The following is a 17,766-nucleotide window of genomic DNA, read 5'->3' on the forward strand; positions in this document are numbered from 1 at the left end:
GGGTCCGCATCCCGACGTACCTCTCCGAGGCTTCGTCCACCACGCCCCGTAGCCTAACCGTCCGATCACAGCAAAGATCCAAAAGCAGATCAACAAGAGAACTTATTTAATTTCGGTTTCTTTGGCCATCATCGTCTCATATTCTTCGTACTGCTCAAGGATTTTGTTTTTATAGTGTCCCATGTTTTATCCCCACCTACGCGTACGACGTCGTGCCGTCTGGTCTGGTCTGGTCTGGTCTGGTCTGCGATCTTACACGGGGCCGGTTCTATTTAAGCAAGACAGGGTCTGTTCGTGTGGACTATGGCCGTATCGAACCGTTGGGGTACGGCTGCGTACAGCACCAACGGCGAGAACGGCGTTGAATCGCCCCCCATGCGCCGGTAGGGGCCAGTGATCATTTCTGGAGGGATGAACGGTGAGAGTCGAGACGACAGGGGGCGTGTTCCCGGCGTCGCGGCGATGACCAAAGGTGAGGAGGATTGACGGCCTATGCGGGTCTCAGAGTGACCGCGGATAGTCTCGTCGCGTTCGGTGAAGGATCGGGCTGTCAGGGAGGCGAAGCGACCGGAGTGGCTACGAAGGCGAGAACGAGCACCAGACGTCGGTCAGTTCGGGCACCGCTCCTTGGCGCGGATGTCGATGAGTTCGAACACCAGATGCCGAGCAGTTCGCCCGCCCGGCCGAGACCGCCTCGACGCGCTGATCTTTGAAGCGCCTACGCTACAGGCAAAAGCAGCAGCAAGGCGGCGGCGGAGAGATGCCCCGCTACGTCTGGGCTTCGTGGTACTCGACCTCGTCAACATGGCCTCGCCGCTGCGCCAGATGGTGCCCATCGACAGCGACAGATGGTGCCCGGTCTCGTCGACATAGCCACCCCGGTCTCGTCGACATAGCCACCCCGGTCTCGTCAGGTGTACCGGTAGATCCGGAGTTGAGTTCTACGCGGTGGCGGGCTGGCGACGCACCCGGCGAGCACCGCCGCCAGGCCGCGCGCAGGCGGTCGCGCGGCGCGGCGCTCTTGAACCGGATAATTCGGCAGTCTACGGGCTTATTCGTCGTGTTCCCTGGCAGGAGGTCAGCGGGAATCACGGACGGGCCACAACGGGAAGGTTGAGTGGGCCCGAAGGCGGGCGATGTCGTCGGGACTGGTGTCGAGGGCTTCGGCAAGGCGGCGAAACGTCAGATAGTCGATGCCTTTGGCTCGGGCCTCGGCGGTGTAGACGTCGGCGTCGCGGCGTAGCTCCTCGATGGGACGCGGCGGGCGGGGACTCGATAGCCGCAGAGCCTTCGCCCGTTCGTAGTCGATTTCCGAGGTGCCACAGATGCGGCGAATGACGTCCTCGGCCTGATCGAACGTGGCGGTCTCGGCAAGGGGTGCGACGTATCGGGTATCGGTCACGAGAGCGGGTAGATCTACACGGTAGATGTCGGCGCTGCGGTCGGTGAGTTCCACGGGGGTTCCGCTGTCGCGTATCTCAACTCTGCCTCGGGCTCCGAGTGCGGCGGCGGCGAGCAGGGCCGTCGCTTCAGTGGGGTGCCAGCCAAGGTGTTCCCGCATCGGCTGGACTTCGTCGCGGTGCAGCCGATGCAGGCGCTCTCCGCCGAGTGCCTCGACGCGCGCGACAACCTCAGCCTCGGAAAGCTCACCGTCCAGGCCAGGGCCGGCAGTGAGGATCTCGACGGGGACGGGCAGAGCGGTGCACGCGGCGAGGACCAGACCGTCGGCAAGGGGGCTGCGCAGTCCGGGTTCATCGCCGTGGGCCACTGCGTCGCCGCCCACATCGACGATCCACACGCAGCTGGCAGCGGAGATCTCGACCAGTTCGGCGATCTGGCGGTGGATACCGGCCGCGCCACCGTCCGGATCGATGAGCAGGAGACGGGCGTCGATCTGACCGACCAGGCGCGGAAGAGTGGAGCGGCCCGGCGGGGTTGTGTCTGAGCTCGGGATGATCTGCAAGTTGAAGCGGCCCACAGGTACGAGCGCGGTGAAACCGGCGGGGCCGCGGGGCCCGGGAAGCGGATCGACGCGGAGACGTTCCCACGCAAAGGTAAGCACGGTCGGCGGCTGGTCGGCCGGCCTGAGGATCTGGTGGAGGGCTGTAGCCGCCAAGGCGTCGCCACCGCCACCGGCAGCGATCAGGAGTGCACCCACGACAAAGAGCCTACGAGTCACATCCTCTTTAGTCTCATAGCAAAATTGGCGTATGGTACGACTGGACTTGACCACTAGCCAAAGGTCGCCAGTTATGCCGGAGATTCAACAAGCCCTCCCGAAGTACCTTCAGATCGCCAACCACATCCGTGACAAGATCTTGGCAGGCGACCTGCTCCCCGGTGACGAGGTCCCCTCCGAACGCGCCCTTGCCGCGGACTGGAACGTCAGCCGACCGACGGCCACGAAGGCGTTGGAAGCACTACGCACTCAGGGGCTGGTGGGCTCGCGGCAAGGTGCGGGCACGTTCGTGCTGGATCAGGTGCGGCTACATCGGCGCGCCCGGGACCGCTACCGGCATTCGCGGGAGACCGGGAAGATCTACACGACCGGCGAGTGGGCGGAAATCGTCGCCGCGGAGAGCACGGATCTGACGGAGTACGCGGCGGAAGCGTTGGAACTGCCATTCCCGGGGCGGGGCATCCGCCGGCGTCGGATCACCCACTCGGAGGACGGTTCCCGGTCGGAGGTGTCGACGTCCTGGTACGCACCAGCGCTGGCCGACGTCGCGCCACTGCTGCTCCAGCGGGAACGCATCCGACACGGCACCCTCGCCTATGTCGAAGAGAAGACCGGCCGGCGCGGCAGGTACGCCCGGGACACCATCGCCGCGCGGCTCGCAAGCGACCTGGAGCGCGCGGAACTGGAACTCGGCGACGGGCCGGCTGCCGTGCTCGTGGTCCATCACACGGTCTACGACGCGCAACAGCAGCCCATCGAGTTCGCCGAAGCCGTGTACCCACCCAATAAGTGGACCTTCGAACAGGGCTACTCGGTGATCGACTAGCCCGGCGCCAACACGTCCTACCGCGAGAGGAGATCGCAGATGGCCGTTTCCGATCATGAATTGGTGGTGGAACTGGGCATGAGCAAACAGGAACTGGTGCGTACGATCGACGCCGGCGTGCCACCGGGTGCGCGGCTGGCCGGCTTCGACGGTGATGTCGACCTCACCCTGATCTGGCGGGTCCGTGACGGGTCGGCCTGGCCGGACGTCGACGCAGCGGCAGCGGCGGAGGAACGCGCCTGGCGGACCTGGGCGGAAGCCGACGCCCGGGCGGCGGAGTTGGCCCGGGCCGAACGTGCCGCGTTCGAGGATGTGGCGGCGGCACGGGATGCCTGGCATGAGGCTGTCCGCGTGCTGGCCCAGGTCGCCCCGGCCCGGACGCTCGCCCGGCACGACCCTCCCGCCGAATCGGACAGGGCTGCTGCCCCACAGCCGACGTACACGCCGTTTCCCCCGCCTTCTCCGGTCACCGGCTCATCTCGATGATTCCCACGGTCCCGTACCAGGCGCCCTGACAGTAGCCAGCCCGAAAAAATCTTCAAAAGGAATTTGCGTCCGAGGACTGGCATAAGCCACTCTCTTATCTAGTGGCATAGTCCACAAAGCCAAGAGAGTGGCTCGGCGGAGAACGTCACCCGGCGCGTCCAGCAACTCCGCAGCAGTGGATCAGGACAACGGGTAGCACACCTTGGCTACACGGTTGGCTACAATCTCCCGGCGGCCGCGTTCGGCGCGGTCGCATCGGGGGTCCGGGGGTCCGGGGGTCGTCCCCCGGGATGGCATAACGGCTGGTGGCGAAGCCGACGGCGGTCGGCGAGCATAATGATCAAACGGTGGAGACGAGGGGAATCGAACCCCTAACCCCCGCCTTGCAAAGGCGGTGCTCTGCCAATTGAGCTACGTCCCCTAGCTACGTCCCCTAGCTACGTCCCCTAGCTACGTCCCCTCAGGGCTCTCTCGAGGGGAGGCCACCTAAGAGTACGGCACGCAGCCGGCACCGGGTCGGTAGTGGGTGAGACCGGACGGGGTGTGGGTTGTGTTCCGCGGAGCACAACCCACACCCCGTCCCTGCGCGGTGGCCCGTCGCGTCAGGAGTTGCAGGACGCAAGCCCCAGGGCTCTCAGGAGGGATCCGGCAAAATTCGAATCTTCCGGGCAGGAGGGAGTGGCCTCGGGTTGCGGCGACGCCGGGCTCGCCGATTCGCTACTTCGTGTCAGCTCGGCTGTGCCGGCTGTGCCGCCTGTCGAGGTGGGCTCCTGGCCGGTTGACGGCGAAGCCGCCGGGTTGGGCACGTTGGCCGGTGCGGCGACGGATGGCCCGGTTGGCGGCGCGGCCCCAGGCTCCGCCGAATCGCCGGTCGGCGGACCAACGTCGGCCGGCACCGCTGACGCTCCGACCGGGTTAACCGCGGACGTGGCACCGGCAGCCACCAGCCGCGGGTTGTTTGCCGATGCCGCCGGCGGCCGCCTGGCCGAAGGCGAAGCCGAAGCGGTAGGCACTGCGTCCCGCGCGTCCCGCGCGTCCTGCCCGAAAGAACCCACGATGTCCGACGACGTCACCGCCGCGCCGGCCGGCCCGTCACCCGAAGTGCCTGGACGGACCATGGTCGCCTCATGCTGCCCACTACCAGAAAGCACGGCAGACACAACGAGTAGAACTATAGCTACGAATCCTCCCAAACCGGCACCAACGGCGACCTCGCGAGGCCGAGGAGTGTCGTCATCCGGCCCGCTGGCGTCGATCAGGCGCCGTGATTCGCCGACGGGCACGCCGCTGTCGCTTGTCATCCGTCCCCTTCATGCCTGGAGCCACCTTCCAGGCGCCCGGACCGATCCCGGGCGTCCCTGTCCGACAGCCAGCTCTCACAACGCTTCGCCCACAACTTAGACACAAACGGTAATGAGACACATAGGATGCCAAAGGGAACTCAACCACAACACCACTACTGGCGGGTTAACCCCTCGGGGCAGGGCATGGGAAACCAGGATTGGAGATCGTCAACGACCAGGGCTGCGGGTCCACCGGAGACTCCATGCAGCCGGAACCGGCCAGGCATCACAGCGGGCCGGCGGGTCGTTCATCGCCGACAGGCGCACAGGATCCCCGGTGGATGGTCAGAGGTCGAACCTGAACCATCCACCGGAGATCACACGATCACAGGGGTGACCGATACCTCAGGGCTGAGAGAGGAACACGCGGCCTGACAGGACAGAGCCTGACAGGCCGGCCCTGCGGGCGGGACGTCAGTTCAGGTTGATGGCAGTGGTCGCCTCGTGCCAGAGGTCAACCTCGTCCTTACCCCGCCGACGGCGCACGACCGTCGCCACGGCGCCGGCCCCGGCGACAACAGCGAGAACTACGAGCTTGCGAATCATGTAGGCCAACCTACCCGCGTCGGGCGATGCTTGCCCACCCGCCTGGTGCGACCCGTTGTGGGCAGCCGTGGGCGGTCGCGGCCACTCGATTCTCAACAGGCGCCGGGAAAACGTCAGCGCTGGTAGGTGGCCCGCAGGACCCCGCGGCCAAGGACGTGGAATGTCAGGTTGAACCCGACCACCGCCGGTGAGACGGAGCCGGGGATCCCGAGCGACGGGACGTCGACCGCATGGACAGCAAAGACGTAACGATGCGGACGGTCACCTTCTGGAGGCGCAGCGCCACCAAAATCGGCTGTTCCGTAATCGTTGCGGACGTGGAAGGAGCCCGCGGGCAGGCCGGCAAGGTCACCGCTGGCTACTCCGTGCGGTATTTCGGTGACCGAGGATGGAATATCGATCAACGACCAGTGCCAGAAGCCGCTGCCCGTCGGTGCATCCGGGTCGAAGCAGGTGACAACGAAGCTCTGCGTCCCCGGCGGGAAACCCGTCCACGCAAGGTGCGGCGAGAGGTTCTGCCCGCCTGCGCTGGTGTGGACAGCTGCCGGTGGGAGCGTGTCACCATCGGCGAAGTCGTCACTGGTGAGGGTGAACAACGGCACGGGGGGGAGGACATCGAAGGGGTCCGGGGAGGTGCCGCGATCGAGCAGAGACATCAGCCAACCTCATTTCCATTGTCAGATGATTACCGTCGTGCTGTGCCATCTGTGGTGACGTGACCTCTGTGGTGACGTGACCTCTGTTGTGCTGTGTCATCCGTTGTGACATGGCCGTCACGTGTCCGGCACGGCATTTCTAATACAACCTCGGCGCGACGTGGCTCACCGGGTCCGTCGGGTCCCAGGCGGTGGTGGCCATCCACATGCGGCCATGACGCGTGTCACCTAGAAAGTAAAGTTAGGTTGACTTAATTTTGAAGGGATTGGCGGCGACGCCGCACTCGACGCCGCACTCGACACCGCGCCCCGATGCCGGTAAATGATCATAAATAGCTTTCTGAAAAGGACCTTACGGGCACGGTGGCGCTCGGTGGGCGCCCGCAGAAAAACTCGGGCTCGTTGCGGGTTTTTGGGTGCCAAGTGGGACGCGCGGGCCTCTGGCCCGCTACCCTGGGAGCGTCCCGGTGGGGTGACTACCGACTCCCCCCGTGTTGGTGGTTTCCCACCGGGGCGCTTCCCCTCGGCGCAGCGGCGCAAGGTAGGGCCTTGGGGCCGCATGTGGGCGAGTTGCCTGCGACACGCCTTCCCGGGGGCCGGGCCGGGGAAGTCGTTCATCGCCGTTACCGCCCGCGCAGGACACGTGCTTATGCTCCGGGCGTGAGGGCCATGATGTAGGTGCCGGGATGCGTCGCGCCTTCCTGGTTGACGATCGGTCCGTATGTCCACGGCAACACGGTGGAACTGCGCTCATCGGGTGGCGTGACAACGAGGCGCGTCGCGGCAAAATCGGAGCTGCTGGCCGTGTCATCGGCGAGGTAGGTCAGCGTCGCGTGCGCGTTCGCGCCCGGTGCGAGAACGATCCTCGTGCTGCTGACGAGCGGGGATCGCGGAATGTCATACGTGGTTCCGTCCGCGGACAGCAGCTGCGCGCCCGGGAATCCGTACATGCTGCATCGGGTCGCCGACCGGTTCGTGAACGTCACGGGGGTCTGGCGTTGTGACGCGGCGACGGTCGTGACCGCGCCCAGCGTGACGGTGAGGCCCGCCGTGGCGCACCGCGTGATCTCCGCAGGTATGGCAGCCTGGCCGTTGGTTGCCGTCGACGGTGTCGATCCGGGGGAGACAGACGTCGATCCCGCGGAGACGGCCGATGGCGCGGTGGCCGCCGAATGCACGGAACCGGTCGAGCTACTGCAGGACGCGGCAACGAGCGGTAGTACGAGCAGCAGCACTTTCCGGCGCGGCACCCGATCGAGGTGTCGATGCATGGAGCCCCCAGGGCAGGTGCGCGGTTTCGGATGGAACGCGCGTGTTCCGCCACTATGTCGTACAGCGGCGTCGCCGACACCGATCCACGCCGCCCGTGCGACCCACCAAGGCGAGTTTGACAGGTTCCGCACTGTCACAGTAGCAACGAGTGATCGTTAATATCTGCTCAACATGGCGGTGGCCGCGGGGTGTGAGGTGTCAACTAAAAAGTTCCCGGGACCGTAGTAATACTCCCAGCGCAGTGTGCCGTCAGACTGCGGGTACAGCCGGATTTCTCCGTTGTCCGCGCATCGCGATCCGCCGTCGCTGATCTTCTCCTGTACTCGGGTTTCGTCGCCGCCGACAATCAAGGTCAGTGAACCACCGCACGGGAAGGTCGGATAGGTGACGGAGCCGACGACCTCCCCTATCCGGCCGTTTCGGAGCTCCAGCCTGGTCGGGTACTTGTCGGGATGGCCGCTGGGTTGGCTGACCACACCCTCCCAACGGCCGACCAGCGCCGCGGGCACGGAAAGCGTCCGGTCTGTATGTTCAGTCGCTGGCCCACTCGTAACGGCTGTCGTCGTGGGCTTGTTGGAAGCAGACCCCGTGCCCGTGCCAGTCCCAGTGGTGGCTGAACGATTGTTGGTGGCCGTGTTTCCGGTGGATGCTTTTCCGGTGGACGTGGCTGTCGTGGCGCCGCTGCGACTCGCCTGGTCCGACGGCGTATTGCTGAGGGTCGTGAGGAGCACGATCACGGCTGCGAGTGCGAGTGCCGCGGCGCTGACTCCGACGATGAGCCAGGGTGACCCTTTGCGGTGTGGGGGGCCGGGCGGGGCGGGCGACCACGGTGAGGGTGCTGGAGGTCGAGGGTGCTCCGCTTTGGTCGGCTGCAACGGCGGGGATGGCTTTGGTGGGATGAGGCTGTAGCGGGTGAGGTCCGCGGTCACGGTGGGGGGTAGCCAGCCCTCGCCGATACGGAGCCGCTCGTCGGTGGACGCCGCCCGGCACAACTCGATCAGTGCCGCAGGGGTGGGGCGGCCTGCCGGGTCCTTGTCCACGCAGCGTTCGAGGACGCTGCGGACCTGCTCCGGGCAGCGGTCCCACTCGGGCTGTTCGTACACGATGCGGTGGAAGACGGCGGCATCCCCACCGAACGGCAACTCGCCGGTGATCGCATAATAAGCCGTGGAACCGAGCGAGAAGATATCCCCGGATGTGTCGAGGGATTTTCCCCGGACTTGTTCGGGGGCCATGAAGGCGGGTGTGCCGATCCGTACCCCGGTTTGGGTGAGTGCCGCTGAGGAGTTCTCGACTGCCCGGGAGATACCGAAGTCGATGACGCGGGGGCCGTCGGCGGCGAGGATGACGTTCCCCGGCTTGAGGTCGCGGTGGATCACCCCGGCGGCGTGGATGGACTGCAATGCCTCCGCGACCCCGGCGAGCAGCACCAGGACGGTCTCCGGCGGCAGCGGGCCCTGACGGGCGACGGCCGCGGCGAGGGAGGGTGCGGCGACGTAGGCGGTGGCCAGCCACGGTTGCGGGGCGTGGGGGTCGCAGTCGATGACCGGCGCGGTGTACAGGCCCTGCACCCGTTGAGCGATCGCCACCTCTTTTTCGAAGCGGCGGCGGAACTCGGGATCGGCGGCGAACTCCGGTCGGGCGATCTTGAGCGCGACCGGCCGGCCGCCGGGAGTGTAGGTCAGATAGACGGCGCCCATGCCGCCTTCGCCGATCCGGGCCCGCAGTAGGTACCCGCTGATCTCGCGAGGATCCTGCGGGGCCAGCGGCGTGAACACCGCCCCCCATGCCGGTTCCGACCCGCTAGGTGCGCCCGGCGGTGGCACGGGCCGGACTATACGGGTGCGGTCGGCTCCCTGCGGCGTGCTGTTCATCATCCTCCCGCCTGGTCCGATGCCGGTCTCCATCGCGATGCGGGCCGGAACCAGGTCCGATTCTGACAGTGTGCATCATTCTGGGTGCGGCAGCGGATCAGGGTCCGGTGAGCCCCTCACGGACCGTGATGCCGGCGAGCCGGTCACTCTCCAGGTGGAATTCGATCAGCCATTTCGCCGAGATGAGCGGCCATCGCCCCCGCGCGGGTGCCGAGCACCGGATGACGCCGCCGTCCGCCTCCGAACACTCCACATGCTGCGCGGCGGCGAAACTCCGGATGGCCGACGAGTCGCTTCCCAGCGGAAGGGCTTCCAGCAGCCGAGTGCGTACATCGGCAGCGGTCTTCAGTCGCTTCCACCGGATTTCGGCCATCGGGGTGCTCCGTCAAAGAATCTGGCCCCATCCAGGGGCGATCATCACTGGCTTGTTCTCGGGCACACCACTCTTGTTGAGGATCGTACGCGCGACGGAGTTGCTGTTCGGTCCGGTCGGCTGGTAGGGAATCGCCGCCGCGTCGATCCGGCTCAGCTCCCTGGTGAAAGAGGCGTCCTTCCCGTGCGCGGCCGGGCCCGCCATGACCGTCGTCGACGGTGCGCCGGGCTCCCAGTCGATGGTGCCCGGTGTGTACGGGCCATGATCGCATTTGATGGCGCCGTATCCACCCGGACCACCCCGGCCGCTCGGCCCGCCCCGGAAGAAATAGGGGGATCCGGAGGCGTCGATATAGATCACGAACAGGTGGTAGACCGGCAGCCCGGCCAACCCGCGGATCTTGGTGGCCCGAACGTCGATCTGGCAGGAGGGCGCCGCCGCCTGCTCCTCACCCGGGCCCGTGTCCGCACCCGCGTCATCGGGCTGGGTGTCGACACCCGCGATCGCTCCGGCGTCATGGATATCGCGGTCCGCGTCCTGGCCGCCGTCCTGCCCGCCGTCCTGGCCACGGTCTTCATCCGAGGAGGACGATGACCACTGGCGCTGAACCTGGGGCTGCAGGGTTGTCAGGAGACTGGTCATCGCGCGGTTGCCCACAGCGCTCTGCAACGCCAGCAGGCCGAGGCCGCCAACCGGTGCCGGGGACACCTTGGACGGCCGGGCATGAGCCCGCACCGTTGGGGCGAACTCGGGGTCCACATATCGCATGCGGAGTCCTCCTCCTCCTACCAATCCCGCCTTGGAGTAAACCGTGCCGCCATAGGAGCTGGCGAGGGCTCAGGGGCAGCCTTTCGGGCAGTCGTACCTACGCGGTGTCCGGCGGTTTCATGCCGGTCTCGGCACCGCGTCACGGACAACCTGCGGATCTGGGCCGAGCGGCTCGCAGGAACTGCGCTGGGTGGCGGTACGGATGTTCCGGGCTACGACCAGGCTCTGCTGGGGCGCGCCCGCGCCTACAACCAGCTTCCTGTCGCCGGAGCACTCTGGTCTCTTCGCCACGCCGCCACCGAATGGGCAGAAGCCATCGACCTGGCGAGGAGCGGCCGTGTCGTCCTGGTACACGCCGGACGCGGGAGGCAACACTTGGCTGACGTCGCCCACAACAACGCCCACGATGCCTGCTACCACGAGTGGGACATTCGCCGAACCCTCGACCGGGTCGGGGCATGAGCCTGGAGTGGAACTTCTGCACCGCGGCCATCGCACGTGTCGCCGCACCCCAGATCGGGATCAACCGTGCCGCCGCGATCGTCCGCGCTCCGAACGGGGAGACCATCACCCTGCTCAATCGGGGTCTCGCCCGGCTTGTCGCACACGAGATCGACCATCGGCACGGCCATCTCTACACCGACCGGATGCGGCCGGGTGTCGGGCCGATCTCGGTGGAGCAGCACCGGGGTACGGGATCAGCCTGGACCTATCACCACTGACAGGTCCGCCGGCAATGCTCCTGCACGCAAAGACCGACCGCCGGAGGCCATCGTCAAAGCGGTCGGACGTTGAGGAAATGCCAAGCTTTGTAGGACGTACCGGTGTGGAGCACCCGCCGACGGCGGGCGCTCCACACCGAACGGGTCAGACCGGGCGGACGTGCTCGGCCTGCGGACCCTTCTGGCCCTGCGTCACCTCGAACTCGACGCGCTGGTTCTCTTCCAGGCTGCGGTAGCCTGCGCTGTCGATGGCGGAGTAGTGGACGAACACGTCGGGACCGCCGCCGTCCTGGGCGATAAACCCGAATCCCTTCTCGCCGTTGAACCACTTCACGGTGCCCTGAGCCATGTGTCGTCTCCTTCGTGGGGCTGGACCAAGCCCGCCCACTGCGAATACCAGGTTGCCGCGGTGGGACCGTCCCACTACCGGAAAAGACCGGAGAAACGAAAAACGCCCGCTGTCAGACTCCGGGGCGTTTGAGCGTTCGAGGAAGCTCCAACTGCAACACAGCCAACCTACCAGGCTTCACGAGGATGCGCGGGGTGAGGGGGCGCAACAGGCGAACTCCCCGACAGTGGTGCGGGTCATGAGCATGATCGATTAACTGGACGGCTCAGGATGTTCGAGGCGGGAGTAGTTTGGCTGATTGATCCGCCGTTGCGATCAACTGTCCGTTTTCGTCGAAAATTCTGGCTGTGATCTGGGCTACTTTGCCGATCATGGTCTCTACCTGGGCGTCGACCAGCATCCAGTCCGTCTGGGCCGTGCGCCCGACCCGCAGGCTGTTGTCCAGGCTGAGTGTGTAGACGGGCCGGCCCACCGCATCGATGACAGCGGCCGGCGCCAGATCCGCGATGATCGCGACCGACGCCGCTGAGGTCATCATGGACTGATTGAACCGGGCCCATAGGACGCAGTGACCCGAACCCGGGCTGCCGTCGAGCGCAGACCGAGGCGGGCGGGCCCAACGCTGCTCGATCCGGGCGAGCATTCCCCCTGCCTCGGCCACGCTGCGGCCACTGCTGGTGTGGGTCCGCGGCGGGCAGTCCGGCGGGCTTGGCACGTCATCGGGTGGACCGGTGAACTGCACACCGCCGTCCATCGTCGGGCTGCCGTCCACCGTCGGGCCGCCATCCGTCGGGCCGCCGAAGGTGCCCGTGGCCAGCAGGGCGAGCCGGCCGTTGATTGTGCCGCGTACCGCCACCTGGGACAGGCTTCGCCCCTGCTGGCCCACCTCGACCTGAAGATTGAGACACGCCCCGGCATGGATGGGGGAGACGTACTGGACGGTCGCCCATACACAGCCCCGATCGAGGATGCTCTCGGTGACCGCGATCGCCGCGGCCAGCCCACAACCGCCCCACAACGTCCTGCCGGAGTTGAGCAGGTGTGGGCCGACCACGAGGCTGCCGCCGCCGGCCTCGGCATCGACGCTCAGCCCGAGAAGCCCGCGCAGGTCATGCGTGGTGCCTCGGGTGGCCCCTCCGGTGGTCCGGTCGGCGCCGTCCACATCTATCTCGAACCCGGTGCTCATGTCCCTATGCTCGCAGGTTGCCCCCTATGGCCGCTCTGTGCGCGGCGGGCGCCTGGCGGCTGGCGGCTGGCGCCTGGCGCCTGGCGCCTGGCGGCTATCGTGACGGATGTCCGGCGACGATGCGCACCAGCGCGGGCAGCGTTCCCAGCATCCCCGGCCGGGTCGGCGGGACGCCGGGCGCATGCGGTGGTACCCGCACCCGCAGAGCCGCCGGCAGGCAGCGGAACTCCAGCGGAGGTTTTAGTTGCATGGCCTCGCCGTCAATGCCGATGTTCACCGGACCAGTGGAATCCACTCGCAGCGTCGGGGTCGTCCACCGGTGGAATCCCCGGAAGCGTTCCAGCGCTCCGGCTGACTCGAGCGCCATCAGGGCCGGCACGTCGCGGGCACGGTCGACGAGCACGGTGACCACGCCGAGTTCCCCGCCGTCGAGCCTCGGCCGGGTGCCCAGCCCGCCGAGGCTGCGCAACTGGTAGGCGTTGTTCGACACGAGCAGGACGTCCGCCGTCGGTGTGAGTTCACCGTCGGGGCCGGTGAAGCGCAGATCCGGTGGGACGGCCCGTGGCCCGAGCAGATCTGGAAGCATCTCGGTCGCCGTGCCGATCTTGGCATTGCGGTAGTCATCGGACTGTACGATTTCGGCGTAAATGCCCAGCGAGGCGTTGTTGACGAACACCCGACCACCGACCTCAGCGAGATCGATGCGCCTTTCCACGGCGGCGATGAAGCCCTCCAGAGCCCCGGCGACGTCGTTTCGATCAAGACCGAGGTCGGCGGCGAAGTGGTTGCGGGTGCCGGCCGGGACACAGACGAATGCGACATCGTGCCTGCGGGCGACATCGGCGACAAGGGCCTGCGATCCGTCGCCGCCGGCCATTCCGATCACGTCTGCCCCGCCTGCGACGGCGCCTTCGGCGAGCGCGCGTAGGTCGTCGCCCGGTGTGAGCAGCATGGTCGCGATGCCGCGCCGCCGCGCTTCGTCGACCAGGTGGTGACGCTCGGCGGCACCCCCGCCCGAGCGTGGGTTCACGATGAGGACGCCATGGCGGGCAGGTCCCACAGCGACCCCGGACGGGCGGTGGCGCCCGAACGCGGTCCGGGTTGCAGCTCCGGATGCGGCGATCAGGATGATGACGATGATCGCGGTGGTGATGCCGGCGACATCGAGGGCCAGTACCAGCACGACGAGCGCGACAGCCGCGATACCGGTGGCCAGCAGGCGGCGCAGGCCGCGGTTGACCAGCGCACTCCCGACGGCGAGTCCGGTGATCACGAATGCCGGAATGACGATCAGCAGCGTGCCTGGATCGTCCACCAGACTCCAGATTCCGACAACTATAGCGGCCGCGAAGCACAGCAGCGCCGCTGTCGCCGCGGCTCGCCGTGACAACGAGGGCCGGGCGACCTCCGAATGCTCGTGGGCCATACCACTCCGTTGCGATTGCTGTCCGTTGCGACCGTTGTCCATTGCGCCGCTGTTCACTGCAACTGCCGCCTGTAGTGACTGGTGGCCGCTTTCAGCGGGCCGACCACGTGAACTGTTTCTTACCCCGTGGCGTGACCGTTACCACTGCGAGTTCGCGGCATCGACAGTCGCTTGGCTGCGGCCGGCCATGGGCTGCACCCGGTGGATGGACAGTTGGTGCAAGACTGCTGCCTTATGGTGAAAAGACCCCGGGCCCGCGCGAGCCGGTTCGTCGCGATCGGAGCCGGGTTGGTGGTCCTCGGTGCCGGTGTTGGTGCTGGCGCATGCAGTTCGGGTCGTACCGCGCCGGCAGCTACCGCTACGCCGACGAAGCTCCAGGCTCCGCTCGGCGCGGAGGCGGGTATCAGAGCACAGACCGGCAGTGACCAAGGCTCATCCCCCCACCCGTCGCCCGTGCCCGGCGGCCAGCTGACTCCCGCACCCGGGTCACCGCCGGTGTGTGGCGAGTCCGAGCTCCGGCTTGATGCCGGTCCGATGACGGGCGCCGCGTCCGCTGAACGTCAGGGGTTCGTCGTTGTCCTCACCGACATCGCAGACCGGCCGTGTTCGTTGATCGGCTATCCGTCCGTGGTCGCGTTGAACAGCGAAGGCCGCCAGGAGCGGCCCGCCGCCCGGTCGGAAGGCGGCAGTCTGTTCAGGGTGGGCCCACCTGGAACAGTCGTCCTTCAGCCACAGCACAGCGCGTCGTTCGGGGTCGAATGGACGGCCGTTCGTTCCGCAGGCACATCCGGTGCCAAGGACGCATGCCTGCCGTACGCGAGTTTTGTGATCATCCCGCCGAACCAGGGCGGTGGTCGGCACGTTGACCGTCAGGTAGTCATCTGTGACGCATTCCAGGTGCATCCCGTGGTCGCTGGAACCACGGGAACACGGTCGCACTGATCGACGGTTACAACCTGCGACCGATGACCTACGACGATGCCCGGAAACCCGCGATGCCACGCAGGCGTGGGACGGCACCTATCCGTTGGGGATTCCACCCCAGCTCGGAATACATGTCATTGTCCTGCCAGCGGGCCAGCGCCTCCCGGTCCAGGGAGGTGAGCGACTCCGGCAGGGCATCCAGATGGTGCCACTGAAGGCGGCCCACCCGCGGGTCCCGGCCGGGCGCGGGCATCCCGCGCCAGTGGGTCAACCGGAAGAACAACCCCACCCGTTCACCGGTATCGGGGTAATGATGATGCGCCACGTGCGCGAGCCACACATGCGCCGCCATCGCCATCACCGACACCGTGTCATCGGCGATGCGAAGCACGGCCTCTATCGCCGGTTCACGGCCGCGTAACTCCCCCCACGGAAGCCGCCACGGTGCATCCGGCTCGTCGGAACAGCCCAGCAGAACCGACCCGTCCGCGCGCGACATCAGCACATGGACGTTGATGGGCACGTGCGTCACACAGTCGACATCCGTGCGGCCGACATCCGTGCGGTCGGTACCCGCGCAGTCGGCGTTGTTGCGTATCACCACAGCCCCCCTCCGGGGGTGTCGTCAGCAGTCGGGCGGATCTGCGGATGAGCCTGCGTTTTACTCCAAGGGGATCGCATAGCGACCCCCTTGGCCCCCCGCGCCCGGCCGGTTACACCGTTGGCACCACCGCTTATCGGCCCGTTAGCCGGGCCGGTAAGCGCCCGCCGGTCAGCCGCGTTCCAGATGACGGTGAGCTGTTCTGTGGCATCGACGACCGATGCCCACATCTGCCCGACCATCATGTGCCCGACCATCATGTTTACGAACCGGTCCCTACGGCGCACCCCCGCAGTCACGCCGCCAGAACTTCGACATCGAGTAGTCACTAACTGACTATCCGCTGCCTGCTTGAAGTCCCGCATCGCTGACGGTTCCCCCCTGCGAGCCGTCGCCATCGCGAAGTAGGTGAGGCGTGCGCCGTGGGTTGTCATCACAACCTCCCGGGATCCTCACTTTCGCGGCGTGAGTGAGGGTGCTTGCCCATCATGGCGTTCGTAGTGTGCAAATGCAAGGTTCGGGTGCACGTGCAGGTGGCGTGGGCGTCTGTGGGGCGACAGAAGATCGGATGGCGTACTCTTGCCTTGACCGATGTCGAGGGGGGCTGATCGTGACGACCGCTGAGTCCGGAGGCGGTCCGACTGTGCGTCGGATCCTCCTCGGTTCCCAGCTCCGCCGGCTACGTGAGGACAGAGGTATCAGCCGCGAGGACGCGGGATACAGCATCCGGGCGTCTGAATCGAAGATCAGTCGCCTGGAGTTGGGACGGGTCAGCTTCAAGGAACGCGACGTGGCTGATCTGCTGACCCTCTACGGTGTCACGGATGAGGACGAACGGGCGCCGTTGTTATCGCTGGTCCGTGAGGCCAACCAGCCTGGGTGGTGGCACAACTACACCGATGTTCTGCCAGGTTGGTTCCAGCCCTACATCGGGCTGGAGGAGGCCGCGGCGCTGATCCGCACCTACGAGGTCCAGTTCATTCCGGGCCTGCTCCAGACCGAGGACTACGCTCGCGCCATTATGACTCAGGGTCATAAGGGGCTGACTGCCAAGGCCGTCGAGCGTCGGATCAGTGTACGGATGAATCGGCAGAGACTGCTGATGCGGCCAGATCATCCTCGGTTATGGGTGGTCGTGGATGAGGCCGCACTTCGGCGGCCGATAGGTGGGCCCAAGGTGATGCGTGCTCAGCTCGAGTACCTCGCGACGCTCATGGAGCGGCCGAATCTCACTTTTCAGATCATGCCGTTCCTCTTCGGCGTCCATGCCGCTGAAGGTGGCGCGTTCAGCATTCTGCGCTTTCCCGAAGAGGATCTGCCGGACATAGTTTACCTGGAACAGCTCGGCGGTGCCATCTATCTGGACAAGCGCGAGGACGTCGACCGTTACATGGAGGCCATGAACCGCCTCTGTCTCGACAGTCTGCCTCCGGCCAGCACCGCTGACGTCATCAGCCGGATCCTCAGTCAGACCTGAGAGCCTGTTTTGAATCTTGGGTTCGGGCGGCTCGCCCGGACAGAAGATTCAAAACAGGCTCAGGCACGGTGGATAGCACCACCGTGCGGTTCTTCGCGCCCCGGGAGACGCGAAGCGCCCCGGCTGCCTCAGGTTCAGTCGAGGTTTCTATTGGAAGAGGTTGTCGAAGTCACCGTCCTTGGCCCCGAGGACGAGGGCTTCGATCTCGTCGCGGGTGTAGATCAGTGCGGGCCCTTCCGGATGCCTGGAGTTGCGGACCGCCACGGTGTCCGATGACAGTCGGGCCATCTCCACGCAGTTTCCCTGTGAGTTACTCCGCTGGCTCTTCTGCCAGGTGACCTGCGGCAGCGCGGTCGCAGACATTCCATTGTAGATCTCCTGCAACGTACTCTCCCTAGATTCACGAGGCCGCCGGCGACACGAGAAGGTGGCAATTGTGTCGCCATTGGCTGTTTGTGTTTTTTGTCGTTTGGGTGCTAAGTGATGGTTGTAATTGTGTTTTCGTCGGTGGACGGGGCTTGAGGGGCCGCATTGCGGCGCTTCGCGGTCCCGGGCGTCTGGCTGGATTCGCGTCCATGCGGACCCAGGGTCACGTCCGTTTCCGGGCGCGTGAACGGACCGACGGCTGAGCCCACCCCCTCCCGCTTTGCAGGAGCCTCAGAGCCTGTTTTGAATCTTCTGTTCTGGTGATCCACGCCCAGCCGGCCTCCGGCTGCGTTGTCGGCCAAACCGATACAACTCATCCGGTATCGCCCGCC

General features: G+C 66.3%; 17 protein-coding genes and 1 tRNA gene. 5 read left to right on the forward strand and 13 right to left on the reverse strand.

Translation table 11 applies throughout. The features are described 5' to 3' along the window. Positions 1-1,078: 1,078 nt before the first annotated feature. Positions 1,079-2,158 carry a DUF1152 domain-containing protein gene (locus tag U9978_RS16185; protein WP_322761969.1) on the reverse strand — a complete coding sequence of 360 codons (1,080 nt, stop codon included), beginning with the start codon at positions 2,156-2,158 and terminating at the stop codon, positions 1,079-1,081. Positions 2,159-2,252: 94 nt separating this feature from the next. On the opposite strand from U9978_RS16185, the gene U9978_RS16190 reads away from it, so the two are divergent. Beyond that, the gene (locus U9978_RS16190; RefSeq protein WP_322761970.1) at positions 2,253-3,005 is read left to right on the forward strand and encodes a GntR family transcriptional regulator; all 753 of its coding nucleotides are present in this window, start codon (positions 2,253-2,255) and stop codon (positions 3,003-3,005) included. Positions 3,006-3,044: 39 nt separating this feature from the next. Then, on the forward strand, positions 3,045-3,491 hold the full coding sequence (locus tag U9978_RS16195) for a hypothetical protein (RefSeq protein ID WP_322761971.1): 447 nt from the start codon (positions 3,045-3,047) through the stop codon (positions 3,489-3,491). Between the two features lie 348 nt (positions 3,492-3,839). Here the strand turns inward: U9978_RS16195 and U9978_RS16200 are convergent. The 7 genes from U9978_RS16200 to U9978_RS16230 form a co-directional block, all read right to left on the reverse strand. Next, positions 3,840-3,912 (reverse strand) — tRNA-Ala (locus U9978_RS16200). A gap of 1,336 nt (positions 3,913-5,248) precedes the next feature. Continuing rightward, positions 5,249-5,380, reverse strand: coding sequence for a DLW-39 family protein (locus U9978_RS16205; protein ID WP_322750450.1), 132 nt, complete (start codon positions 5,378-5,380; stop codon positions 5,249-5,251). Between the two features lie 113 nt (positions 5,381-5,493). Continuing rightward, positions 5,494-6,036 carry a YbhB/YbcL family Raf kinase inhibitor-like protein gene (locus U9978_RS16210; protein ID WP_322761972.1) on the reverse strand — a complete coding sequence of 181 codons (543 nt, stop codon included), beginning with the start codon at positions 6,034-6,036 and terminating at the stop codon, positions 5,494-5,496. Positions 6,037-6,683: 647 nt separating this feature from the next. Continuing rightward, positions 6,684-7,271: a DUF4232 domain-containing protein gene (locus tag U9978_RS16215; protein ID WP_322761973.1), complete on the reverse strand. Its 588-nt coding sequence runs from the start codon at positions 7,269-7,271 to the stop codon at positions 6,684-6,686. A 192-nt stretch (positions 7,272-7,463) separates the two neighbouring features. After that, positions 7,464-9,182, reverse strand: coding sequence for a serine/threonine-protein kinase (locus U9978_RS16220; RefSeq protein WP_322761974.1), 1,719 nt, complete (start codon positions 9,180-9,182; stop codon positions 7,464-7,466). 97 nt (positions 9,183-9,279) lie between these two features. After that, a complete protein-coding gene (locus tag U9978_RS16225) occupies positions 9,280-9,555 on the reverse strand; it encodes a hypothetical protein (RefSeq protein ID WP_322761975.1) in 276 nt (91 codons plus the stop codon). Positions 9,556-9,567: 12 nt separating this feature from the next. Continuing rightward, positions 9,568-10,323, reverse strand: coding sequence for a hypothetical protein (locus U9978_RS16230; protein WP_322761976.1), 756 nt, complete (start codon positions 10,321-10,323; stop codon positions 9,568-9,570). A 458-nt stretch (positions 10,324-10,781) separates the two neighbouring features. On the opposite strand from U9978_RS16230, the gene U9978_RS16235 reads away from it, so the two are divergent. After that, positions 10,782-11,045: a peptide deformylase gene (locus tag U9978_RS16235; RefSeq protein ID WP_322761977.1), complete on the forward strand. Its 264-nt coding sequence runs from the start codon at positions 10,782-10,784 to the stop codon at positions 11,043-11,045. A 145-nt stretch (positions 11,046-11,190) separates the two neighbouring features. Here the strand turns inward: U9978_RS16235 and U9978_RS16240 are convergent, their stop codons facing one another. From U9978_RS16240 to U9978_RS16250, 3 genes are all read right to left on the reverse strand, one after another. Further along, positions 11,191-11,394 (reverse strand): cold-shock protein, encoded by a 204-nt coding sequence (locus tag U9978_RS16240; RefSeq protein ID WP_239310293.1) that lies wholly within the window; start codon positions 11,392-11,394, stop codon positions 11,191-11,193. A gap of 265 nt (positions 11,395-11,659) precedes the next feature. Continuing rightward, positions 11,660-12,580, reverse strand: coding sequence for a thioesterase family protein (locus U9978_RS16245; protein ID WP_322761978.1), 921 nt, complete (start codon positions 12,578-12,580; stop codon positions 11,660-11,662). A gap of 94 nt (positions 12,581-12,674) precedes the next feature. Beyond that, positions 12,675-14,006: a diacylglycerol/lipid kinase family protein gene (locus tag U9978_RS16250; RefSeq protein ID WP_322761979.1), complete on the reverse strand. Its 1,332-nt coding sequence runs from the start codon at positions 14,004-14,006 to the stop codon at positions 12,675-12,677. 234 nt (positions 14,007-14,240) lie between these two features. Here U9978_RS16250 and U9978_RS16255 point away from each other — a divergent pair, with 234 nt between their 5' ends. Then, complete coding sequence (locus tag U9978_RS16255; RefSeq protein ID WP_322761980.1) at positions 14,241-14,948, forward strand: DUF4232 domain-containing protein; 708 nt, start codon at positions 14,241-14,243, stop codon at positions 14,946-14,948. 28 nt (positions 14,949-14,976) lie between these two features. Here the strand turns inward: U9978_RS16255 and U9978_RS16260 are convergent, their stop codons facing one another. Next, positions 14,977-15,534: an NUDIX domain-containing protein gene (locus U9978_RS16260; protein ID WP_322761981.1), complete on the reverse strand. Its 558-nt coding sequence runs from the start codon at positions 15,532-15,534 to the stop codon at positions 14,977-14,979. A 607-nt stretch (positions 15,535-16,141) separates the two neighbouring features. Between U9978_RS16260 and U9978_RS16265 the strand changes: the two genes are divergently transcribed. Beyond that, positions 16,142-17,008: a helix-turn-helix transcriptional regulator gene (locus tag U9978_RS16265; protein WP_322761982.1), complete on the forward strand. Its 867-nt coding sequence runs from the start codon at positions 16,142-16,144 to the stop codon at positions 17,006-17,008. A 147-nt stretch (positions 17,009-17,155) separates the two neighbouring features. Here U9978_RS16265 and U9978_RS16270 read toward each other — a convergent pair whose 3' ends face one another. Continuing rightward, the gene (locus U9978_RS16270) at positions 17,156-17,392 is read right to left on the reverse strand and encodes a DUF397 domain-containing protein (RefSeq protein ID WP_322761983.1); all 237 of its coding nucleotides are present in this window, start codon (positions 17,390-17,392) and stop codon (positions 17,156-17,158) included. Positions 17,393-17,766: the final 374 nt, after the last annotated feature.

The sequence above is a fragment of the Protofrankia sp. Cr2 genome (assembly GCF_963555885.1).
Taxonomy (GTDB): Bacteria; Actinomycetota; Actinomycetes; order Frankiales; family Frankiaceae; genus Protofrankia.